This window comes from Thioalkalivibrio sp. AKL19 (assembly GCF_000420165.1).
GTDB lineage: Bacteria > Pseudomonadota > Gammaproteobacteria > Ectothiorhodospirales > Ectothiorhodospiraceae > Thioalkalivibrio.
Map to the genome: position 1 here is coordinate 41732 of NZ_ATUK01000017.1, position 21485 is coordinate 63216.

14 protein-coding genes are annotated in these 21485 nt (G+C 67.0%); 10 read left to right on the forward strand and 4 right to left on the reverse strand.

From position 1 onward, the window contains the following. Nucleotides 1–66: 66 nt before the first annotated feature. Both F817_RS0112800 and F817_RS0112805 read right to left on the reverse strand, forming a co-directional pair. Nucleotides 67–2592 carry an EAL domain-containing protein gene (locus F817_RS0112800; protein ID WP_024328014.1) on the reverse strand — a complete coding sequence of 842 codons (2526 nt, stop codon included), beginning with the start codon at nt 2590–2592 and terminating at the stop codon, nt 67–69. Between the two features lie 16 nt (nt 2593–2608). Next, the gene (locus F817_RS0112805) at nt 2609–4192 is read right to left on the reverse strand and encodes a PAS domain-containing methyl-accepting chemotaxis protein (RefSeq protein WP_024328015.1); all 1584 of its coding nucleotides are present in this window, start codon (nt 4190–4192) and stop codon (nt 2609–2611) included. Between the two features lie 311 nt (nt 4193–4503). Here F817_RS0112805 and F817_RS0112810 point away from each other — a divergent pair, with 311 nt between their 5' ends. Next, nucleotides 4504–5814 carry a DEAD/DEAH box helicase gene (locus F817_RS0112810; RefSeq protein ID WP_024328016.1) on the forward strand — a complete coding sequence of 437 codons (1311 nt, stop codon included), beginning with the start codon at nt 4504–4506 and terminating at the stop codon, nt 5812–5814. Between the two features lie 418 nt (nt 5815–6232). Continuing rightward, entirely contained in the window at nt 6233–7462 is a 1230-nt protein-coding gene (locus F817_RS0112815) for a methyl-accepting chemotaxis protein (RefSeq protein ID WP_024328017.1), read from the forward strand. Nucleotides 7463–7541: 79 nt separating this feature from the next. Here the strand turns inward: F817_RS0112815 and F817_RS0112820 are convergent, their stop codons facing one another. Beyond that, on the reverse strand, nt 7542–9095 hold the full coding sequence (locus tag F817_RS0112820; RefSeq protein WP_024328018.1) for a DUF255 domain-containing protein: 1554 nt from the start codon (nt 9093–9095) through the stop codon (nt 7542–7544). Between the two features lie 113 nt (nt 9096–9208). Here F817_RS0112820 and F817_RS0112825 point away from each other — a divergent pair, with 113 nt between their 5' ends. From F817_RS0112825 to F817_RS0112845, 5 genes are all read left to right on the forward strand, one after another. Then, nucleotides 9209–9673, forward strand: coding sequence for a phosphate-starvation-inducible protein PsiE (locus F817_RS0112825; protein WP_024328019.1), 465 nt, complete (start codon nt 9209–9211; stop codon nt 9671–9673). 23 nt (nt 9674–9696) lie between these two features. Further along, nucleotides 9697–10617 carry a hypothetical protein gene (locus tag F817_RS0112830; RefSeq protein ID WP_024328020.1) on the forward strand — a complete coding sequence of 307 codons (921 nt, stop codon included), beginning with the start codon at nt 9697–9699 and terminating at the stop codon, nt 10615–10617. 87 nt (nt 10618–10704) lie between these two features. Then, nucleotides 10705–11803 (forward strand): peptide chain release factor 2 gene (prfB, locus tag F817_RS0112835; protein ID WP_155988461.1). Its coding sequence is split into 2 segments (ribosomal slippage): nt 10705–10776 and nt 10778–11803, totalling 1098 coding nucleotides; the frame shifts between segments, so codons are not numbered across the junction. Between the two features lie 24 nt (nt 11804–11827). Next, nucleotides 11828–13318 (forward strand): lysine--tRNA ligase, encoded by a 1491-nt coding sequence (gene lysS / locus F817_RS0112840; RefSeq protein ID WP_024328022.1) that lies wholly within the window; start codon nt 11828–11830, stop codon nt 13316–13318. Between the two features lie 97 nt (nt 13319–13415). Further along, nucleotides 13416–14534, forward strand: a complete 1119-nt coding sequence (locus F817_RS0112845) for a PQQ-dependent sugar dehydrogenase (protein ID WP_024328023.1) — start codon at nt 13416–13418, stop codon at nt 14532–14534. A 113-nt stretch (nt 14535–14647) separates the two neighbouring features. Here F817_RS0112845 and glgB read toward each other — a convergent pair whose 3' ends face one another. Then, a complete protein-coding gene (gene glgB / locus F817_RS0112850; protein WP_081644511.1) occupies nt 14648–16861 on the reverse strand; it encodes a 1,4-alpha-glucan branching protein GlgB in 2214 nt (737 codons plus the stop codon). 96 nt (nt 16862–16957) lie between these two features. Between glgB and glgC the strand changes: the two genes are divergently transcribed. From glgC to malQ, 3 genes are read left to right on the forward strand one after another with little or no spacing between them, the layout of a single operon-like run. Beyond that, nucleotides 16958–18223, forward strand: coding sequence for a glucose-1-phosphate adenylyltransferase (glgC, locus tag F817_RS0112855; RefSeq protein WP_024328025.1), 1266 nt, complete (start codon nt 16958–16960; stop codon nt 18221–18223). After that, complete coding sequence (locus tag F817_RS0112860) at nt 18213–19961, forward strand: glycoside hydrolase family 57 protein (protein WP_024328026.1); 1749 nt, start codon at nt 18213–18215, stop codon at nt 19959–19961. The genes glgC and F817_RS0112860 overlap by 11 nt, the downstream gene beginning before the upstream one ends. A 3-nt stretch (nt 19962–19964) precedes the next feature. Next, complete coding sequence (malQ, locus tag F817_RS0112865; RefSeq protein ID WP_024328027.1) at nt 19965–21440, forward strand: 4-alpha-glucanotransferase; 1476 nt, start codon at nt 19965–19967, stop codon at nt 21438–21440. Nucleotides 21441–21485 lie beyond the last annotated feature (45 nt).

Here is a 21485-nt window from a genome sequence, read left to right on the forward strand (position 1 = left end):
CTGGGGTGTCCGGGGTGTCGGGTGGAGTCGAGCGGAGCCCGGGACGGGGTGCGGGGGCGCCTCGTGTCAGACCAGGCGTGCGTGCAGGCAGTCGCCGAGCGCTTGCGGTGGCATGGCCCTGGAGTGGAGCCAGCCCTGGTAGATTTCGCAGCCGATATCGCGCAGGAATGCCCGCTGTGCCGGGCTTTCCACGCCTTCGGCCACCAGACTCAGGCCCAGGCTGTGTCCGAGGTGGACGATGGAACGCAGGATCATCTCGGATTCCGGATCCTGTCCGATATCGGCGATGAACGAGCGGTCGATCTTGAGCTTGTCGATCGGGAGTGACTTCAGGTAGGCGAGCGAGGAGTAGCCGGTGCCGAAGTCGTCCAGGGCGACGCGGATACCCAGCTCCTTCAGTCCGCGCAGTTGATCCCGGGTCAGCGCGACGTCTGCCATGGCGACGGTCTCGGTGACCTCGATCTCCAGGCGCTCGGGTGGAGCACCGGTGGTCTCGAGGGCCGTGCGCAGGCGTTCCACGAGATCGTGCTGGCGGAACTGCATGGCGGAGATGTTGATCGAGACATGGTGTTTCAGGCCGATGCGCGACCACTGGGCGAGCTGCTTGCAGGCCTCGCGGATCACCCAGTCCCCGAGGGGCAGGATCAGGCCGTTGGCCTCGGCGCTGGCAATGAAGCGGGGCGGCGCCACTGGGCCGAGTTCGGCGTCCGTCCAGCGCGTGAGCGCTTCGACACCGATGATGCGGTTCGACGCGACCTCCAGGAGGGGCTGGTAGTGCAGTTCGAGGTCGCCGTTCTCCAGCGCCTGCTGCAGGCGTTGCTGCAGGCGCTGCTCCTCGTGTACCTGGGCGTCCAGATGCTGCGAGAAGAAGGCATAGGTGTTGCGCCCGGAATGTTTGGCCTCGTACATCGCCATGTCGGCATAGCGCACGAGGTTGCGCTCGTCGCGGGCGTCGCGCGGGAACAGGGCAATGCCAAGGCTGCCGGTGGCGGTCAGGTTGCGCGCATGCTCGGTCTGGAACGGGGTGTTGAAGATCCCGAGGATGCGCTCGGCCACCGCGCCGATGGCCTGTTCGTCCTCGACCTGGGTCAGCAGGATCATGAACTCGTCGCCGCCGAAGCGCCCGATGGTGGCCTCCTGGTCCAGGGTACCCTGAAGCCGGGCGGCCACGGCCTTGAGCAGCTGGTCGCCCTCCCCATGACCAAGGGTGTCGTTGACCATCTTGAAGTTGTCGAGATCCAGCAGCATGACCGCGATCAGATAGTCGTGATGTTCGGCCTGGGCGATGCCCTGGGTCAGGCGGTCGTGCAGCAGCCAGCGGTTGGGCAGTTCCGTCAGGCTGTCGTGGGTGGCCTGGTGCTGGATGCGCGCCTCGCGGCGCTGGCGGTCGGTGATGTCGCGGATGAACGCGGTGATGCGCCGACCCTCGGTATCATCGAAGGCGTTGAGGCTGATATCCACCGGAAACTCGGAGCCGTCGATGCGGCGCCCGCGAAGGTGAGGGACCTGGCCCATGGTGCGCCGGTTGATGCTGTGGGTGTGCGCCTCGCGATGGGCCCGGTGGCGTTCGCGCAGGTGTTCCGGTACCAGAAGCTCCACCGACTGGCCGAGCAGCTGCTGGCGCGGATAGCCGAACAGACGCTCGATGTTGCGGTTGGCCATCACGATGCGCCCGTTCACATCGGTGACCAGCACCCCGTCGGGGGCCGTCTCCACCAGTTGCTGGTAGCGTCGCTCGCGGAGTTCGATGTCGCGGTGGGCCTGGTGCATGCGTTCCAGGGGCGAGCGCACGCTTGCCAGGAACAGGCCCTGGTAGATCAGCAGGTAGGCGGCGAGCTTGTACAGGTGACCGAGCACGAAGGGGGTGTCGGTGAGGTCCTCGTAGAACATGAAGAACATCCCGCTCCCCATGCTGATGACCAGCGCCGCCGCGACCAGTGGCATGCCCGGGCGTTGCAGCAGTTCGCGGCGCAGGGCCAGCAGGGCGAGGGTGGCCAGGTGCAGTGTGATCACCAGGGCCTCGAGGCCGATCTTGAACGGTGTCAGGCCCTCGACCGGGTCGAACAGGGGCGGGATGAGCTCCGCATGCCACAGGCCAACCCATGCGAGAAAGGCGACAAGCAGCAGGCTCCCGGCCAGATAGACCCCCCGTGGCGGGCCGTCGCTGCGCGCGGCCATCGGCAGGGCCACGTAGGCGAGCAACGCCGCAGCCCCGACCAGGCGCGCGGCCAGCCAGAAGAACACGGTCTGCTGGGGGGCGTTGGGGGTGATGAAGTCCGGCATCGCCGGATAGGTCATCAGGTGCAGGAAGTCGAGCAGCGCGACCGCCAGAAAGGCGCAGGCGAGCAGGAGCGAAGCGGCGACCCGCCGCCGGTCGATGACGTGGTACCCGACCGCGAATACCAGTACCGCGACAACCACCGCGAACAGTTCGGCGGCCGTGTGGAACGCCGTCAGGTGTTCGCGCGGCAGGATCCGTGGCAGATCCACTCCGAGCATCCAGATCGCCAGCGGTAACAGCAATAGCGCCAGCAGAACGCCGGAGGCGAGGGCCGTGTGTTGCCGCAGGTAGCGATCGGATGGGGACGTCATCGGGGAGCGTTTCCTTTCATCGATGCCTTGCCCAGAACTGGTGGGCGAGGCCCTGCAGTCCGGTTGCGAGCTGTGCGACCTCGCGGGCGGCGGCCTCGCTTTGATCGGCCCGGTTCGCGGTGGTGTCGGCGGCGCTGCGGATCGAGTCGACCCCGCGGCGAATCTCTTCGCCGGCGGTCCCCTGTTGTTCCACGGCGGCCGCGATCCGGGTGCTCATATCGCGGATCTGCCCGACGCCCTTGGTTATATTGTCCAGTGCCGCCGCGGCTTGCCGGGCCTGTTCGACGCTGGTTTCGGCCTGAGCCCGGCTTTGCTCCATGGCGGACACTGCCGCCCGTGCCCGATCCTGAAGACGCTCGATCATCTGCTGGATTTCGGCGGTGGAGTCCTGCGTTCGGCTGGCCAGTGTGCGCACCTCGTCCGCCACTACGGCGAAGCCACGGCCCTGTTCGCCAGCGCGCGCGGCCTCGATCGCCGCGTTCAGGGCGAGCAGGTTGGTCTGCTCGGCGATGCCGCGGATGACGTCGAGTACGCTGGTGATGTCCTGGCTGTGCTGGTCCAGTTCGGCCATGACACCGGAGCCATCGCGGATCCGCTTGCCCAGATTCTCGATCGCCTGAGTGCTCTCGCCCACCACGGCACTTCCGGAACCGGCTTCGCGGTCGGTCCGGTCCGCCGCATCGGCCGCGCCCTGCGCGCTGCGGGCGACCTCCTGCACGCTGTTCACCATCTGCTGGGTGGCGCTCGCCACCTGCTCGGTCTCGGTCTGTTGATGGTTGCAGGCTTGCCGGCTGTCACCGACCGCGGCGACCAGCGCATCGGCGGTCCCGGTAAGGCGTTCGGCGGCATTCCCCATGCGCCCGACGACCGCGCCGGCCTCCGCCTCCAGCATCTCCAGGGCGAACAGGAGCTCGCCGGCCTCGTCGGTACGACCGGTGTAGATGTACTGGCTGACCGGGTTGTTGGCGATGCGGCGGGCGTGGGCCACGGCGCGGCATAGCGGCGTCAGGCTGGTCCAGAGGAGCAGGCCCCCGACCAGCAGGGCGGTCAGAGTGAAGACCAGTGCGGCACCCAGGGTGATGCTGCTCAACACGAGGCTTGCAATCAGGCCGGACAGCACACCACCGGCCACCGACGCAATGGCCTTGGTCTTGATGCCGATGCGTGGCAGACGCAGCGCCAGGGGCATCCGACCCTCGCGCAGGGCGGCGTAGACGGATTCGGCCTTCTCCACCCGCTCGCGTCGCGGCTTGGTCCGGACGGACTGGTATTCGACCGTTTGACCGTTCTCGGTCACGGGTGTGACGTACGCGCTGACCCAGTAATGGTCGCCGTTCTTGCAGCGGTTCTTGACCATTCCCATCCAGGAGCGACCGCCCTGAATGGTCTGCCAGAGGTCCTCGAAGGCGGCAGGGGGCATGTCCGGGTGACGGACCACGTTGTGGTTTTTGCCCAGCAGCTCTTCTTCTTCGAAGCCGCTGATGTCGATGAATTCCGGATTGACGTAGCTGATGGCCCCCTTGAGGTTGGTGGTGGAGAGGATATTGGCACTCTCCGGGTAGTCCGCCTCGATCCCCGTGATGGGCAGATTGCGCTTCATTGTGTTTCCCCTGTTGGCCGATCCTTGTTGTTCGGGGTCGCGTCGGCCTGACCGGCGCTGCCTTGGCGCCGGCTATCTTGTGGGGTTTAAGCTAGAGCATATTCCCGCACAAAACAAATATATATCCAGAGGCTTATGGAAGCGGTGTCTTTTCATTGACGAAAGGCGTATAGTGCGTGCATCGAACGCCCCGCCCGTCAGCGTCCGTTCATTTGATCCAGAGCCTTCCGGTTCGCAGTGATCCCCCTGATTTCGTTTCCCCCGATGGGTGCTCTGTGTTGAACGAGTGGCGGGTGGCGTTGGAGCATTCCATGACTGATACGACCTTTGCCGACCTCGGGTTGGCCGATACCCTTTTGCGCGCGCTGGAAACCTCCGGGTACCAGCACCCGACCCCGATCCAGGCTCGGGCGATCCCCGAAGTCCTGAAGGGGGGCGACCTGCTGGCCGCCGCCCAGACCGGCACCGGCAAGACGGCCGGCTTTACCCTGCCGATCCTGCAGCGTCTGTCCACCAGCGACGCGCCCAAGCCCGGTGCGGGCCGCCCGCGCTGCCTGGTGCTGACCCCGACGCGGGAACTGGCCGCCCAGGTGCACGACTCCGTGAAGACCTACGGGCGCAACCTCAAGATGCGTTCGATGACGATCTTCGGCGGCGTGAACATGAACCCGCAGATCAAGGCCCTGCGCGATCGCATGGACATCGTGGTGGCGACCCCGGGGCGTCTGCTGGATCACGCCAACCAGAAGACCATCGACCTGTCCGGCGTGGAGATCCTGGTCCTCGACGAGGCCGATCGCATGCTCGACATGGGCTTTATCCGCGACATCAAGAAGCTGATCGCGATGATGCCGAAGCAACGCCAGAACCTGATGTTCTCGGCGACCTTCTCGGACGAGATCCGCAAGCTGGCCAATGGCCTGCTGAACAACCCGGCGGAAATCGACATCGCCCCGCGCAACACGGCCGCCGAGAGCGTGCAGCAGAGCGTGCACCTGGTCGAGACGAGCCAGAAGCGCGAATTGCTGAGTCATCTGATCCGCACCAACAACTGGGAACAGGTGCTGGTGTTCACCCGCACCAAGCATGGCGCCAACCGCCTGGCCGAGAAGCTGTCGAAGGACGGCGTGCGCTCGGAGGCGATCCACGGCAACAAGAGCCAGGCGGCGCGCACCAAGGCGCTGAAGCAGTTCAAGTCCGGCCAGGTGCCGGTCCTGGTGGCCACCGATATCGCCGCGCGCGGGCTGGACATCGACCAGCTGCCGCAGGTGGTCAACTTCGAGCTGCCGAATGTGCCGGAGGACTACGTGCATCGCATCGGCCGCACCGGGCGTGCCGGCTCCGCCGGTGCCGCGCTGTCGCTGGTGGACGGCGAGGAGATCAAGCTGCTGAAGGGCATCGAGCGCCTGATCCAGCGCCCGATCGACCGCATCGAGACCGAGGGCTTCGCCACGCCGAAGCCGGCCGCCAATGACGGTAACGCCAACCGCCGCGGCGGCAAGCCGGGCGGCGGTGCCCGCAATGGTGCCCCGCGCAACGGCCGTGGCGGCAAGCCCGGCGGCGGTCGCGGCGGCAACGGGCGCCCGTCCGCCAACGGCAATCGCGCGGCGCGCGGTCGCTAAGCCGACCCGCTCACGCAGTACCGCGAACCCGCGGCCCCGATATCCGGGCCCGCGGGTTTTTTGTGTCTGGCCGGTGCGGGTGCCGGGGCGGACGCTCCAGTGCAGGCAAGGTCAAGGGCTGTCTGCAGGAAGGTTTGAAGTCGGGAAGGTTTTTGGGGTGGCGCTGCGCATTGGAGCTGGTGGTGCCGCCCATCCTCAATTCCCGATCCCAATACCTTCTGACCTTCCAGTCTTCCTGTTCAAGCTTTTTGCCCTTGATCGGGTTCCGGCCTGTGGGGGGTCAAGTAAGAGGGTGTCCGGTGTTCGGGGGGGGCCGTAGTTGAGCTGGATCAGGTCGGCCGGGATCGGGCAGGGCGATACTCTGCCGGGCTCAAGGCCGGGATCGGGTGGCCGTTAAGGAACGGAAAGGAGGGCGTCGATGAAGATTGGACCGTTGGGTGGGCTGCGACTGAAGCTGATTATCCTGGTGATCGTGGTGAGTACGGTGCCACTGTCCATTATGGGCGGGGTGACCTTCCACACCATGAAGGGCGATCTCGCCGCCGGGGTGGACGATGCCCTGGTGATCCAGCTGTGGTGGCTGCTGTGGGCCCTCTGGGTGGTCGCGTTTGTGGTTGCGCTGAGCATCGGCTGGTTCTATGCGAACGTGCTGACGCGTCCGCTGGAGCGCCTTGCCGAAGGGCTGGAGGCGATCGGCGAGGGGCGCGCGGATCTCGGGCACCGGGTGGAGGTCACCACGGACGACGAGATCGGGCGTACCGGCGAGGCCTTCAATACGGTGATGGGCCGCCTCTCGGGGTTAATCGGTCAGGTTGCGGACGCCGCCGACGGGATCGCGGCCTCCGCGCGGCAGCTGGAGGGGCGCAGCAACGAGCTGACGCGGGCGACCCACGAGCAGCGTGGCGACGTGGAGCAAGTGGTAACCGCGATGAACCAGATGTCCGCTACCGTGCAGGAGGTCGCCAACAACACCCAGAGCACGGCGGAGAGCGCCGGGCAGGCGACCCGCGCGGCGGAGGGCGGGCGCACCGTGGTCAAGGCCACCCAGGGCGCGATCAACACCCTGGCCGGCGAAATCCGTCAGGCCAGCAACGTGATCGGCGAGCTGAAGGGCGACAGCGACAACATCGGCACTATCCTGCAGGTGATCGAGGAGATCGCCGAGAAGACCAACCTGCTGGCCCTGAACGCGGCGATCGAGGCGGCGCGGGCCGGCGAGGCCGGGCGGGGATTCGCGGTGGTGGCCGACGAGGTACGTCATCTGGCGCAACGCACGAATGACTCGACCGGCGAGATCCGCGAAATCATCCAGCGCCTGCAGGGCGGGGCCACTCGCGCGGTGCAGGCGATGGAGGTCAGCCAGCAGCATGCCGAGACCTCGGTGGAGAAGGCCGGGGAGGCGGGCGAGACCCTGGAGTACATCCACGACTCGGTCACCGCCATCGACGATATGACCCGCCAGGTGGCCAGCGCGACCGAGGAGCAAAGCCAGGTCGCGGAAGAGATCAACCGCAACATCCACCACATCAACGACATCGCCGTGCGCAATGCCGATGGCGCGAACGATATGCAGCAGGCGGTGGAGGCCCTGGAGGCCCTGGCGCAGCAGCTACAGGGTGAAGTCGAGGGGTTCCGTCAGCAGGCTTGATCGAGCCGGCTTCTGGCTGCCGGGGCGCGGCCCTTCGGGGCCGCAGGAACCGGGGGCGGCGGGCGCCTGAAGTCGGGGGTCAGAAGCCCCGACGCAGGGCGTCGAAGCCCAGGGCGACGTCGTCGGGATCGGCCCCGGGTTCGATGCGCAGGCGTTCACGCACCATTTCCCGGTCGATGTGGGATTCGTCGATGGCATCCTCCGGCAGGCGGTGCAGCCACCAGGCCAGGGCGGCCTGGGTGCGCGTTTCCGACCAGGGCTCGAGGTCCGTCCTGATGCGCTCGGCGTGGGCCCCGAGATCCCCGTCGAAGAACGGTTCCAGGCGATCCAGCGCGGTGACCGGATCGGGCAGGTCGGGGCGCTCGCCATCCAGTGCCTCGGTGGCGTGTGCCAGCTCCTGGCGGGCGATCTCCGGCCAGATCTGCGCGGGGAGGTAACCCTCCATGGCCGGACGGCCGGCGGCGGTGATGCCGTGCAGGTAGCCCTGCTGCGTCTGCAGGTAGCGATCGAGTGCGGCTAGCGCGTCGCTTGCCCAGTCCAGGGTCTCGCGGTCTTCCAGAACGCGTGCCATGTTGGCGAGGGCGGCGATCGCCTGACCCGAGGTGTCGGCGTAGGTGTTGCGGTCGACCTTTGGCGGGTCGGTTTGCGTGCGCGTCTCCGGGTCCAGCTGGTAGTAGTCGCGGTCGGCGTACTGGCTGTTGCCGAAGCGCAGCTGGCGGCTGTCCCACAGGTTGCTGCGCAGATAGTCGCGGATGCCGCGCGCGATCTCGGCGTAGCGTTCGTCCCCGATCTGCTCGTGGGCCTCGGAGAACAGCCACAGGAACGCGGCGTTCTGGTCCAGGCGCTTGGAGGTTTCCAGGGCCAGGACCGGGTCGCGCTGGTCCGGGTCGTGGAAGAAGAAGAAACCGCCCTCGACCTCGTCGTAGAGATCCTCCGCGATCTGGTCGAGCAGGCCCGGCATGCGGTCCTCCCAGGCATCGGCACCAAGCAGGAAGCGGTAGGTCCAGGGCTGCGGGCGCTTGCTGAGCGTGCCGAAGGTGGCACTGCCGCTCAGGCGGTCGGCGCGGGCGTCATAGACCTCGTCCAGCATCTCCATGAAGTCGTCGAGATCGGCGATCGCCGCATCATCCGGCGTGATCTCGCGCCCGGTGACCGAGAACATGTCGCGCTGCGCCTCGAGGATGCTCTGCAGATCGCGGGCATTCACGTGGCCGGTGAACCGGGTGAGCATCTCGTCCTCGAAGTTGACGATGACCACGAAGGGCAGGCCGCGACCGCCATACCGCCGGAACAGGTCCGCGCGTTCGTCCAGGTCCACCAGGACCGGGATGTAGTGCTCGTCGATGATGTCCACCACCGAGGGGTTCTCCAGCGATTCGTCCTGGAAGTCGCGACACCAGGTGCACCACTGCCCGTGGAAGTAAAAGAAGATCGGCCGCTCGCGCGCCTCGGACTCCTCGAACAGCTCACTGTCCCAGCTTTGCCAGTCAATGCTGGAGTCCGCTGGATAATCCTCCGCGGCGACCGGTAGCGCGAGCGCCAGCAGGGCGAGCCCCGCGAGGAAGCTGCGAGTGGGGGTCCCGCGACCGCAGCGGGAGGACAACGGCTTGGGGATGCCGATCGGATTACGCATCGCGGCGCCTTCAGGTCGATGTTTCCAGTGTTATAGACCAGACGGAGCAATGCGCGTTCCTGCCCGGTGCGGGTGATACGATGGCGCGGGTTTTCGCTCATTCGGGAGGGTGCATGAACGTCGAACGCGCCGGGCGCCGCGCCCTGCACCATGTCGAAGTCGCCGTGCTGGTGGTGATCGCGGTTGCCACCGTGATCGCGATCCTGCAGGAAATCGCCGCGATGATCTCGGCGATGTGGGTGGGGCTGGCCGACTTGCTGTTGCTGTTCATCTTCCTCGAGGTGCTGGCGATGGTCGGGATCTATCTGCGCTCCGGACGGCTCCCGGTGCGCCTGCCGATCTACATTGCGATCGTGGCCCTGGCGCGTTACGTGATCATCGACATGAAGGACATGGACGTATGGGAACTCATCGCGGTGACCACGGGTGTCCTGATTCTCGCGGGTGCCGTGCTGATCCTGCGCTATGGCCATATCCGGTTCCCCTATCACGACGAGGGTCGCATCACGCCGGGCATCGAGAAGGATCCCGCCCGGGAACAGGAGGCGCCAAGGGGGCGTTACGGGTCCGATCAATGACCGGGGGCCGCGCAGACAGGCGGGTGATTCATCTGCTCCCGGGCCTGTGGGCGTCGCCGGGGGCGACCGCGGCTGACGGTTCCGCCCCGTTGCGCCGACTGGCCCGCTGGCTTGGACGGGCGCGACCCGTGGAAGGGCGCGGGACGGCACCGGGCTGGGAGGCGGCGCTCGCACAGCGGCTGGGCTACCGCCAGCAGGGCGCCGGATCGCGGACCTGGCTGGCCCAGCCGGTGCAGCTGACGCCGGGGATGAGGGATCTGGTGGCCTCCCCGGTCGATACGGTGGCGGATGCCGAACGCCAGGCCCTGTGGTCGGCCGCGCAGCCGGAGCTGGAGGCGGCCGGGGCAACGTTGGCCCTGGATGACGATGGCCTGTGGGTACTGAGCATGGATGCCGAGGGCGATGCCTCGGGCCCGCCGCCGTCGGTCGGGCTGGGGCGCTCCATGGTAGCCCACTCGCTGCAGGGGGATGTCGCGCGGCGCCTGCAGGTTCTGGCGACCGGTTTGCAGATGGCCTGGTTCCAGCATCCGGTGAACCTGGAGCGGGAACGCCAGGGGCGCGGTGCGGTGCATGGGCTCTGGTTGTGGACGCCGGGGTATGCCGGTGGGCCCACGGGCGTGCAGCGGGTCTGCGGGGGTGGGGCGATCGGCCGCTGGCTGGCGCGCGGGGCCGGCATCGATTGGTGCCCGGATCCGGCCGGCACGTCGGCGGAGTCGGGCGACACCGTGGTGGTGGTCGACGCGCTGGGGGCGCCGCCCTCGCCGGAGCGACGGCTGGAGCTTCTGGAATCGCTGGCCGACGACGTGGTCGCGCCCCGGGTGCACGCCCTTCTTCGCGGTGGCTTGGGTTCGCTCGAGTTCGTGGATCCGCAGTCCGTCGATTCCGCGCTGCGGCTCGAACGTCGCCAGATGCTGGCCTTCTGGCGACGCCCGCGCCGGCCCTGAACCGGCTGGCGGATGGTATACTGCGCGGCTTTTCTCGCCACGTGATGGAACATGCCGTGCGCACCGCGGCACCCGACGGAAACTGCCATGGAACTGAACGCCCTGTATTCCCGCATCGATGACCTGAAAGGCCGCCTGGAAGGCCTTAGGGGGTATCTTTGACTACCCGGCCAAGGAAGAACGGCTAGAGGAAGTCCAGCGCGAGCTGGAGCAGAACCCGGATATCTGGAACGACCCGGAGCAGGCCCAGGCCCTGAACAAGGAGCGCGCCCAGCTCGAGGGCGTGGTGGTCAACATCCGCGAGATCGGGACCCAGCTGGATGAAAGCCGGGACCTGCTGGAGATGGCCGAGGCGGACGACGACGCGGAGACGGTGGCGTCGGTCGAGGCCGACGTCGAGGCCCTGACCGCGCGCATCGAGGGGCTGGAGTTTCGCCGCATGTTCTCCGGCGAGATGGACGAGGCCAATGCCTATCTCGACATCCAGGCCGGCTCCGGCGGCACCGAGGCGCAGGACTGGGCCAACATGCTGTTGCGCATGTACCTGCGCTGGGCCGAGCACAAGGGCTTCAAGGCGGAGGTCACCGAACTCTCCGAGGGCGAGACCGCCGGGATCAAGAGTGCGACTGTGCACATCCAGGGCGAGTACGCCTTCGGTTGGTTGCGCACCGAGACCGGCGTGCATCGGCTGGTGCGCAAGTCGCCGTTCGATTCCGGCAACCGCCGGCATACCTCGTTTGCGTCGGTGTTCGCCTCCCCGGAGATCGACGAGAACTTCGAGATCGAGATCAATCCGGCCGATCTCCGGGTGGACACCTACCGCTCCTCGGGTGCCGGCGGCCAGCACGTGAACACCACCGACTCGGCGGTGCGCATTACCCACGTCCCGACCGGAGTGGTGGCGGCGTGTCAGGCCGGGCGTTCGCAGCACAAGAACCGCGAGATGGCGATGAACCAGCTGCGCGCCAAGCTGTACGAGCGCGAGCTGCAGGAGCGCAATGCCGAGAAGCAGGCCCTGGAGGACACCAAGTCCGACATCGGCTGGGGCAGCCAGATCCGCTCTTATGTGCTGGACCAGTCGCGGATCAAGGATCTGCGCACGGGCGTCGAGGTGGGCAATACCCAGGGCGTGCTGGACGGCGATCTCGACCCCTTTATTGAAGCCAGTCTCAAGAGTGGCTTGTAAGTCTATCTATTGCATGGATTTCTGATGACCGAAACCACTGACGAGAACAAGCTGATCGCGCAGCGTCGCAGCAAGCTGAACGAGCTGCGTGCGACCGGTCCGGCGTTCCCCAACGATTTCCGTCGCGATGCGCTGGCGGGTGCGCTGCACGCCACGCACGACGAGACCGAGGGCGAGGCGCTGGAGGCCCAGGGGATTCGCGTGACGGTCGCCGGGCGCATGGTCGGCAAGCGCGTGATGGGCAAGGCGAGTTTTATCCGCCTGCGCGACCAGAGCGGCGACATCCAGCTGTTTGCCCAGCGCGACAGCCTGCCGGAGGGCGTCTACGCGGCGTTCAAGCACTGGGATCTGGGGGACATCGTTGGCGGGCAGGGCACGCTGTTCAAAACCAAGACTGGCGAGCTGACGGTCAAGCTGGACGAGCTGCGCCTTCTGACCAAGAGCCTGCGGCCGCTGCCGGAGAAGTTCCACGGCCTGACCGACCAGGAGCAGCGCTATCGCCAGCGCTACGTGGACCTGATCACGAGTCTGGAGAGCCGCGAGCTGTTCCGCACCCGCACGCGCATCGTGCGTTACATCCGCGAGTACTTCGAGGACCAGGACTTCATCGAGGTGGAGACCCCGATGATGCAGGTGATCCCGGGTGGCGCGACCGCGCGGCCGTTCACCACCCATCACAACGCGCTGGACATGCCGCTGTATCTGCGCATCGCACCGGAGCTGTATCTCAAGCGCCTGGTGGTGGGCGGCTTCGAGAAGGTCTTCGAAATCAACCGCAATTTCCGCAATGAGGGGCTGTCCACCCGGCACAACCCCGAGTTCACCATGCTCGAGTTCTACGAGGCGTTCGTGGACTACCACGCGCTGATGGACCGCACGGAAACGCTGCTCCGCGGGCTGTGCGAGGACGTGCTGGGCACCACCACGATCGAGTACCAGGGCGAAACCTACGACTTCGGCAAGCCGTTCACGCGGATGACCGTGCGCGAGGCGATCCTCGAGCACAATCCGGAGATCGGTAGCGACGATCTGGCGGATATCGACAAGGTGCGCGCCCACTGCGAGCGCCTGGAGATCCCGATCAAGGAAAGCTTCGGCCTCGGCAAGCTGTGGACCGAGATCTTCGAGTACACCGCCGAGAACCGGCTGCGCCATCCGACCTTCATTACCGCCTATCCGACCGAGGTCTCGCCGCTGGCACGGCGCAACGACGAAGACTCCTTCGTCACCGATCGCTTCGAGCTGTTTGTCGGCGGGCGGGAGATCGCCAATGGCTTCTCCGAACTGAACGACCCGGAAGACCAGGCCGAGCGCTTCCAGGCCCAGGTGGCGGAGAAGGACGCCGGCGACGACGAGGCCATGCACTATGACGCCGACTATATCCGCGCCCTGGAGTATGGCCTGCCGCCAACCGCCGGCGAGGGCATTGGCATCGACCGCCTGGTGATGCTGCTGACCGACAGCGCCTCGATCCGCGACGTGCTGCTGTTTCCGCACCTGCGCCCGGAGGCCTGATCCCGCAAGGGCTGTCTCGCGCCTGAACAATCCCCCGGGATTCGTGTCCCATTTCTGCGAAGGTACTCAACCCTGGAGGTGAGGTATGCGAATCGGGATGAGACGGGGCCGCGCCGGCGCGCTGGTGGCGGGGCTGGCCTTGATGGGATCGGCCCTGGCGGGCGAGGTAATCGAAGAAGGCATCGGTACCGAGTACGAGCAATTCGATCTCGTACGGGTGGCCGGGGAGCTGGAGCATCCCTGGTCGGTGGCTTTCCTACCGGATGGCGGGTATCTGGTGACCGAGCGCACCGGTGCGCTGAAGCATGTGCGGGACGGCGAAGTTACTACGGTCGACGGCGTGCCCGGGGTCGTGGCGCGAGGGCAGGGCGGCCTTCTCGATGTTTCCCTGCATCCGGGCTTCGCCGGGAACGGCCTCGTGTATTTCACCTATGTCACCGGGGACTCGGATCAGTCCTACACCGCGCTGGCGCGCGGCCGCCTGGAGGACGGGGCCCTGCACGAGGTTGAGGAGCTGTTCCGCCAGGACCGTGGCGGCAGCAACCCGGGTCATTTCGGCTCGCGCCTCGCCTGGCAGGCCGATGGCACGCTGCTGATGACCATTGGCGATCGCCGGCAGGAGGACCCGGCCCAGGACCTCGCGTCCCATACCGGGTCGCTGGTGCGCCTGACCGAGGATGGGAAGGCCCCGGCGGACAATCCGTTCGCCGACCGCGATGATGCCCAGCCGCATATCTTTGCCTATGGCCTGCGCAATTCGCAGGGGCTGGTGGTGGACCCGGCGGACGGTACGATCTGGCTGACCGATCACGGCCCCCGGGGCGGGGATGAACTGAACCGCATCGAAGCCGGGGGCAACTACGGCTGGCCCGTGGTGTCGCTGGGGCGGGACTACCGCTCCGAGGAGCCATTTGGCGAGGCGCGCCGCGACGCGGACATGACCGATCCGGTATACGAGTTCCTGCCAACGCTGGCGCCGTCCGGACTGGCCCTGGTCACCGCGGATCGCTTCGAGGCCTGGCAGGGTAACCTGCTGGCGGGTGGCCTGCGCGCCGAACGCATCCTGCGCATCGTGATCGAGGATGACGAGGTCGTGCACATGGAGGAGCTGCTGCACGGCAAGATCGGGCGTATTCGCGATGTGCGCGAAGGGCCCGAGGGGCATGTCTACGTGCTGACGGACCACTCGGACGGCGGCCTGTACCGGCTCGAGTGACCCGGCCGGCGGTTCCCGCGTCGAAGCCGGGTATCCTGCCCGCGCACCGGGCTGCAAGCAGGACTCGGCCGGTCAGTCGGGGTGAGCGGCTTCGGCCGTCGGGCACCCGGCCGTCAGTCGCCGGCCGGCTCCAGCAACAGGGCCGCGAGGGGAGGCAGGTGCAGGTAGAGCGTGGCGGGGTGACCCTGGCGTTCCACCGGTTCGGCGAAGGCCTCCGCCGGTCCGCGTGAGCCCCCGCCGTAGACCTCCGCGTCGGTGTTGAGGGTGACCCGCCAGCGGCCGGAATGGGGAGCGGGCACGGGGTAGGCGGGGCGTTCCACTGGGGTCAGGTTCAGGACCACGACGACCTGGCGACCCTGGTGGTCGCGGCGCACGAAACTGAGCGTGGAGTGCGCGGCATCGTCGCAGTCCAGCCAGTCGAAGCCGTCCGGCTCGAATTCGCGGGCGTGCAGGGCCGGGTCTTCGCGGTACACCCGGTTCAGGTCGCGCACCAGATTCTGCAGGCCCTGGTGCAGGGGATACTGCAGCACGTACCAGTCCAGCTCGCGATCCTCGGACCATTCGGGGCCCTGGCCGAATTCCTGGCCCATGAACAGCAGCTTCTTGCCGGGGTAGAGCCACTGCCAGCTGTAGAGCAGGCGCAGGTTGGCGTGCTGCTCCCACTCGTTGCCGGGCATGCGCCCGCGCAGGCTGCGTTTTCCGTGCACCACCTCGTCGTGCGAGAACGGCAGGACGAAGTTCTCGCTGTAGGCGTAGAGCTGGCCGAAGGTGAGCTGGCCGTGGTGATGGGTGCGGTAGATCGGGTCCATGCCGAAATAGGTCAGGGTGTCGTGCATCCAGCCCATGTTCCACTTCATGGTGAAGCCCAGCCCGCCCATGGACGGCGGGCGGCTGACACCCGGCCAGGCGGTCGATTCCTCGGCGATCATGGCGACGCCGGGGTGGCTGGTCTGGACGGTCTCGTTCAGGTGGCGCAGGAAGTCGATCGCCTCGAGGTTCTCGTTGCCGCCGTGGATGTTGGGCAGCCAGTCCTGGCCCTCGCGGTCATAGTCGCGGTAGAGCATGGAGGCGACGGCGTCCACGCGCAGGCCGTCGAGGTGGAAGTCCTCGACCCAGCACAGGGCGCTGGAGAGCAGGAAGTTGCGGACCTCGGGGCGCGAATAGTTGAAGATCAGCGTGCCCCAGCCACGATGCTCGCCGATGCGCGGGTCGGCATGTTCGTACAGCGCGGTGCCGTCGAAGCGCGCCAGCGCGAACTCGTCGCGCGGGAAGTGGCCCGGGACCCAGTCGAGGATCACGCCCAGTCCGGCCTGGTGGGCCTGGTCGACGAGGTAGCGAAAGTCGTCCGCGTTGCCGAAGCGCGAGGTGGGGGCGAAAAACCCCGTGCTCTGGTAGCCCCAGGAGCCGTCGAACGGGTGCTCGGTGATCGGCAGCAACTCGAGGTGGGTGAAGCCCAGGTCGCGCGCGTAGGGCACCAGACGCTCGGCCAGGTCGCGGTAGTTGGGCCATTCGCCCTCGGGGCTGCGCTGCCAGGAGCCCAGGTGCACCTCGTAGATGCTCATGGGCCGGTGCTTCCAGGCCTCGGGGTCGCGATTGCGCATCCAGTGGTCGTCGTCCCAGGCGTAGCGGCTGGGGGGCTGGATTCGCGAGGCGGTCTCGGGGCGGAGCTGGTAGGCGCGGGCGTAGGGATCGGCTTTCAGGTGCAGACTTCCCTGGTCGCGGTTGCGGATTTCGAACTTGTACAGCGTCTCCGCGGCCAGTCCCGGGATAAAGAGCTCCCATATGCCGCTGCCGGGGTGGACGGTCATCGGGTGGCAGCGGCCGTCCCAGCGGTTGAAGTCGCCGACTACCGAGACGCGTTCGGCATTGGGTGCCCAGACGGCAAAGCGCACGCCTTCGATGCCGTCGCGGGTGAGCGGATGGGCACCCAGCATGCGGTGGGCATGCCAGTGGCGGCCTTCGGCGAACAGGTGGCGGTCGAATTCGGGGATATCCGGGGCGAAGGCCCAGGGATCGACCTGCTGCATTGTTGTTGTGCCACCCTCGGGCTGCCAGTCCAGTTGCGGGTGCGCGGGGAGGTCGTCCGCCGATCCCTGCCAGAGGAACAGCCCCGGGAACCCGGTGGCCGGTTCCAGCGTCGTGAGACGACCGTCACAAAGTGTGACGGACGCCGCGCTCGCATGTGGCAGCCAGGCCCGGTAGCAGATGGTTTGTTGATCCAGCGCATGGCGCCCGAGGAGGCTGTGGGGATCATGTAGCCGTGCCTCGGTCAGACGTCGTAATGAATCGGCGACGGAACGGGTGCATTTGTCGGGGGCTGTTGCCATACTCGGATCAAACTCGCGTTTCGGATGTGGAACAGCAGGGTTCGGGCTGGGTCAGCCGAACACGTGGGTAACACTTTACTAGGCAAGGATGGATGCATGACTCCGCAACCGCAACGTTACGTTAGCCGCCTGACCCGGGAGACCCTCGCCCTGATCCTGGCCGGCGGACGTGGTTCGCGACTGAAACAATTGACACTGTGGCGGGCCAAGCCGGCTGTGCCCTTCGGCGGGAAGTTCCGCATCATCGACTTCCCCCTGTCCAACTGCATCAACTCCGGGATTCGCCAGGTGGCGGTGGTCACCCAGTACAAGGCACATTCGCTGATCCAGCACATGCAGCGTGGCTGGAGCTTCCTGCGCGGGGAGTTTGGCGAGTTCATCGAGCTGTTGCCGGCGCAACAGCGCATCGAGACGTCCTGGTACGCCGGGACGGCCGATGCGGTCTACCAGAACATCGACATCATCCGGCAGCACAACCCGCGCTATGTGCTGATCCTGGCCGGCGACCACATCTACAAGATGGACTACGGCCAGATGATCGCCTTCCACGTGGAGAGCGGGGCCGACATGACGGTAGGCTGCCTGGAGGTGGAGCAGGAGCGCGCGAAGGCCTTCGGCGTCATGGGCGTGGATGCCTCCAGCCGCATCACCTCGTTTGCCGAGAAGCCGGAGGACCCGGCGCTGATCCCCGGCAGCAAGACCCACTCGCTGGCCTCCATGGGGATCTACGTGATCAACACCGAATTCCTGTTCGAGCAGCTGGTCAAGGATGCCGACGACACCTTCTCCAGCCATGATTTCGGCAAGGACATTATCCCCGAGATCATCGAGCGGCATCAGGTAATGGCCTATCCGTTCCGCGACGAACAGGGCGTGCGCCAGGGCTACTGGCGCGACGTGGGGACGATCGATTCCTACTGGCAGGCCAACCTGGAGCTGATCGGCGTGACCCCGGAACTGAATCTGTACGATTCGGAATGGCCGATCTGGACCTACCAGGAACAGCTGCCGCCGGCCAAGTTCGTGTTCGACGACGAGGACCGGCGCGGCATGGCGATCGACTCCATGGTCTCCGGCGGCTGCATCATTTCCGGCAGTACTGTGCGCCACTCGCTGCTGTTCTCCAACGTGCAGGTGAACGCCTGCGCCACGGTGGAGGATTCGGTGATCCTGCCCAGTGTCACGATTGGCGAGAATTGCGTGATCCGCAACGCAGTGATCGACAAGGGCTGCAAGGTGCCGGACGGGACCGAGATCGGGGTGGACGACGAGGCCGATGCCCGCGACTACTTCATCTCCCCGGGCGGGGTGCGCGTGGTGACACCGGAGATGCTCGGACAGGCCACCCACCATGTCCGCTGAATCCGGCAGTACCACCGCGCTTGCCGCCCAGCCGCCGCAGCTCGATGTGGTGCTGTGCTGGCACATGCACCAGCCGCAGTACTACGACTCGGGCGCGGGCGAGTACGTGCTGCCGTGGACCTACCTGCATGCCCTGAAGGATTACACCGACATGGCCGCGCACCTGGAGGCCTGTCCCCAGGCGCGCGCGGTGGTGAACTTCGCCCCCATTTTGCTGGAGCAGATTGCCGATTACGGCGAGCGGCTGGAGAGCGGCATCGGCAACCGCTCGAGCTTCGGGGACCCGGTGCTGGATCTGCTGCAGATGGACATCGTGCCGGTGGACCCGGTGCAGCGCCGCGAGATCCTGCGCGTCTGCCTGCGGGCGCACGCCCCGCGGATGATCGAGCCGTTCCCGCTGTTCGAGCGCCTGGCGGCGCTGGCGCGCCAGGCGCTGGAGGACCCGGTGCTGCTGTCGCATCTGGACAACCGCTACTTCCAGGACCTGGCGACCTGCTACCACCTGGCCTGGCTGGGCGAGACCGTGCGTCGGGCGTACCCGGAGGTGCAGGGCTGGTTGAAGGCGGACACGGGATTCAATCGTGATGTCCGCGGACGGCTGTTGAAACTGATCCGGGACGAGGTCAAGGCGATCCTCCCGCGCTACCGCGCCCTGGCGGAGCAGGAACGGGTGGAGCTGTCGTTCACACCGTACGCCCACCCGATCATGCCGCTGCTGCTGGACCTGCAGTCGGCGCGCGAGGCCATGCCCGATGTCGAGCTGCCGCAGGCCCCCGCCTATCCGGATGGCGAGGCGCGGGTGCGCTGGCATATCGAGCGCGGGCTGGAGGTGTTCGAGCAGTACTTCGGGTTTCGTCCACGCGGCTGCTGGCCGTCGGAAGGGGGGATCAGCGAGGCGACCGTGCGCCTGCTGGATGATTACGGGATCTGCTGGACGGCCAGCGGCCAGACCGTGCTGGGCAACAGCCTGGCCGCGGCCGGACAGACGGCCGAGTCGCATACCGGGTCGGCGGAACAGGAGGGCTGGCTGCATCGGCCCTACTGTCTCGAAGGTGCCAGGACCGAGTTGTTCTTCCGCGATGACGGCTTGTCCGATGCCATCGGATTTCGCTACGCCGACTGGCATGCGGACGACGCCGTCGGCGATTTCGTGCATCACCTGGAGAATATCGCCTCCGTTTCGCCCGAGGGTGGCGTGGTGGCCGTCATCCTGGATGGCGAGAACGCCTGGGAGTACTACCCGGACAACGGCTTTCACTTCCTGCAGGCGCTGTACGAGCGTCTGGCGGCGAACCCGAGGCTCAACCTGTGCACCTTTTCGGACGTCTGCCAGCGTACCGGCCCGCGGGCCGACCGGGGTGAACTGTCCGGGCTGGTGGCGGGTTCCTGGGTGTACGGGACCTTTTCCACCTGGATCGGCGATCCGGACAAGAACCTGGGCTGGGATCGCCTGATCGAGGCGTGGACCGCGGTGGATCAGGCGGTTGCCCGGCATCCCGCGCTGGATACGCCGGCCCTGCGCAGGCAGCTGGCGGTGTGCGAGGGCTCCGACTGGTGCTGGTGGTTCGGGGAATACAACCCGGCCGGCTCGGTGAGCGACTTCGAACAACTTTACCGCCGCCACCTGGCGCGGATGTACCAGCTGGCGGACCTGGAAGTGCCGGAGTCCCTGGGCGAGGTGCTTTCGGTTGGCGGTGGCGATCCGGCTGCGGGTGGGACCATGCGGAAGGGACAGTAGTCCATGGAGGCGGGTGAAGAACACTGTAATCCGCTGATGCAGCGCCGCCGGGCCGGCGTGTTGCTGCATCCGGTCTCGTTGCCGGGGCCGGGTCCGGTGGGCACGCTGGGGCAGGAGGCCTTCCGTTTCCTCGACTGGGCGCGGGATGCGGGGTTCAGCCTTTGGCAGATCCTTCCGCTGCACCCGCCGCAGGAGGACGGCTCCCCCTACGCCAGCATCTCGGCGTTCGCCGGGGATGTGCGCCTGATCGATCCGCAGCGGCTGGCCGAACGGGCGGGCCTGGACGCGGCCCATGGGTCGGTCGAGGCCCTGCTGCAACAGGCCCGGGAAGGCCTGGAGCAGGCCGGCGATGGCTGGGCGCAGGCCTATCAGGCCTTCTGCGATGCGCAGGGGCCGGCCTGGCTGGATGACTTTGCCCGCTTCGTGGTCATCCGCGCCCGCGAGGCGGGCCGCCCGTGGTGGGAATGGCCGGCTGCTCTTCGCGACCGCGATCCGGAGGCCCTTGCCGCCGTCGAGCGCGAGGCGGCGCAGGAACTGGAGGCGGTCCGCTTCGCCCAGTTTGTCCTGTTCGACCAGTGGCAGGATGTGCGCGAGCATGCGCGCTCCCGGGACATCCTGATCCTCGGGGACATGCCGATCTTCGTGGCCCACGACTCCGCCGAGGTCTGGGCCCACCGCGATCTGTTTGATCTGGATGCCACGGGGCACCCCCTGACCGTGGCCGGCGTGCCGCCGGACTATTTCTCCGAGACCGGGCAGCGCTGGGGCAATCCGCATTACCGTTGGGATCGTCTTGCAGAGCGCGGATACGACTGGTGGGTGGAGCGCATGCGCTGGACGCTGGAGACGGTGGACGCCGTGCGCATCGACCACTTCCGCGGCTTCGAGGCCAGCTGGGCCGTGCCGGCGAGCGAGCCGGATGCCACGCAGGGCCACTGGGTCCCGGGACCGGGCGCCGATTTCTTCGAACAGCTGCAGGACCGCCTGGGGGTGCTGCCCCTGCTGGCCGAGGACCTGGGCGTGATCACCCCGGAGGTGACCGCGCTGCGCCTGCGCTTCGATCTGCCGGGCATGCGCATCCTGCAGTTCGCGTTCGAGGGCGGGCCGGATAACCCCTACCTGCCGGCGAACCACGACGAACTGAGTGCCGTGTACACCGGCACGCATGACAACGACACCACACTGGGCTGGTTTCACTCCCTGGAGCCGGCCATGCAGCAGCACGTGGTCGAGACGCTGGACCAGGGACCGGCCGGGGAGATGCCCTGGCCGCTGATCCGTGCGGCCTGCCACTCACCGGCACAGCTGGCGATCCTGCCGATGCAGGATGCCCTGCAGCTCGGTTCGGAAGCCCGGATGAATACGCCGGGCACGGTGGCCAATGGCAACTGGAGTTGGCGCTTTGACTGGGGCCAGCTGCCGGAGGGGCAGACCGAGGCGCTGCGTGCGCTGGCGCAGGAGACGGGTCGCCTCGACTGACGGTCCGGCCCGGACATGAAAAAGGCCCGGTCCCTTCGCGGGGGC